The sequence below is a fragment of the Candidatus Proelusimicrobium excrementi genome (genome assembly GCF_937881865.1).
Taxonomy (GTDB): Bacteria; Elusimicrobiota; Elusimicrobia; order Elusimicrobiales; family Elusimicrobiaceae; genus Proelusimicrobium; species Proelusimicrobium excrementi.
Window position 1 is genome coordinate 1 of the sequence record NZ_CALGEO010000077.1, and the last position, 1,152, is coordinate 1,152.

Genomic DNA, 1,152 nt, shown 5'->3' on the forward strand with positions numbered 1-1,152 from the left:
AATCCTAAGGAGGATGCAAATGCGCCTCTGCCGAAGTTGAAATAAGGTTCGGACGGATTATAAGCCGTACCTAAAATGCGGGCGTCTGCGTATCTGTAAAAATCGCGCAGGAACATCCCCGGCAGTATTACCCCCGCCGCGGGCAGTTGGGCCATTTGTTTTACTTTCGCCGCCCAATAGGAAACGCCTCTTCCCTGCAGAATGTTTCCGCTTATTAAAGGCACGCCGTTGTAGAAACTGAAAATTTTAGGATCTACGACGTCGGCCGGTTTCAGAGCGGAAAAGTTAAACCCGCCGGTTTTGGGCGCGCTTACTGGGTTTATCCCCAAAAGACGCGGCGCGGCAAAGGTTCTGCCTATGCTGTAAACCTGTTCTGTCTGCGCCAAGGCTCTGCCGGTGTTAAGGGCCGCCGGGCTTACCGTAGCTACGTTGTAGTTGAACAGCAAAGCGGTGCCCATCAATGTGGCTTTATTGTTTACGAATTTTAAACCTTGGGCCGCAAAACCGAGTTTATGGTTTTCCAGCCAGTCATAAACTTTGCCTATGCGGTTAAGAGGCTGAACTGCGCTTCTTGTACCGAGGAGAGGCTCGACATAAGAGCCTTTCAGCCCGAAAGCTTCCGCTATGGTTGTGCCTTCGCCGAAGTCGATGCCGAAGCCTTCAAAACGTCCGGCAGGCTTGTTCCACCACGTCTTGAGCGGATTTATTATGGTTCTGTTATGCCATTTTAAGGCGTTGTAATCTTTCTTAGCCGCGTTTAATTGCGCTAAGACCGCTTTGAATCTTCCGCCCAAAGCCGCATAATTTTGTTCCCCGGCGGTAAATACCGGCGCGGCGGGAAGCTCCGAAAGTCTGCCGGCGCGCCAGGCTTTCACTTTATCCAAGTAAGAAGCGGCTTTTAAATCATAGCCGGCTCCGTATAGTTTGTTTTGGAGTAAAAAATTGTCCTGCAGTACGGCGGCTTCGTGGCGGACGTCGGCCAGCCTTGCGGCGGCTTGAGCCACTGCGCTCATGCTGCCGAGAGCCGGGCTTGTCTGCAGGATAAGACTAGCGTGTTTACTATCAGTGCCATTTGCGGTTTTTACACTGTCAACCGTAATTTTCGCGTTTGTATAGCCGGATGTGCTGACTGGCTTTTCTTTGTACAGCAGG

General features: G+C 51.6%; 1 protein-coding gene. It reads right to left on the minus strand.

The annotated features are described in order from the left end of the window. On the minus strand, positions 1 to 1,013 hold a 1,013-nt coding region (locus ACQY26_RS03615; RefSeq protein ID WP_428047737.1), incomplete at its 3' end, for a hypothetical protein. Positions 1,014 to 1,152: the final 139 nt, after the last annotated feature.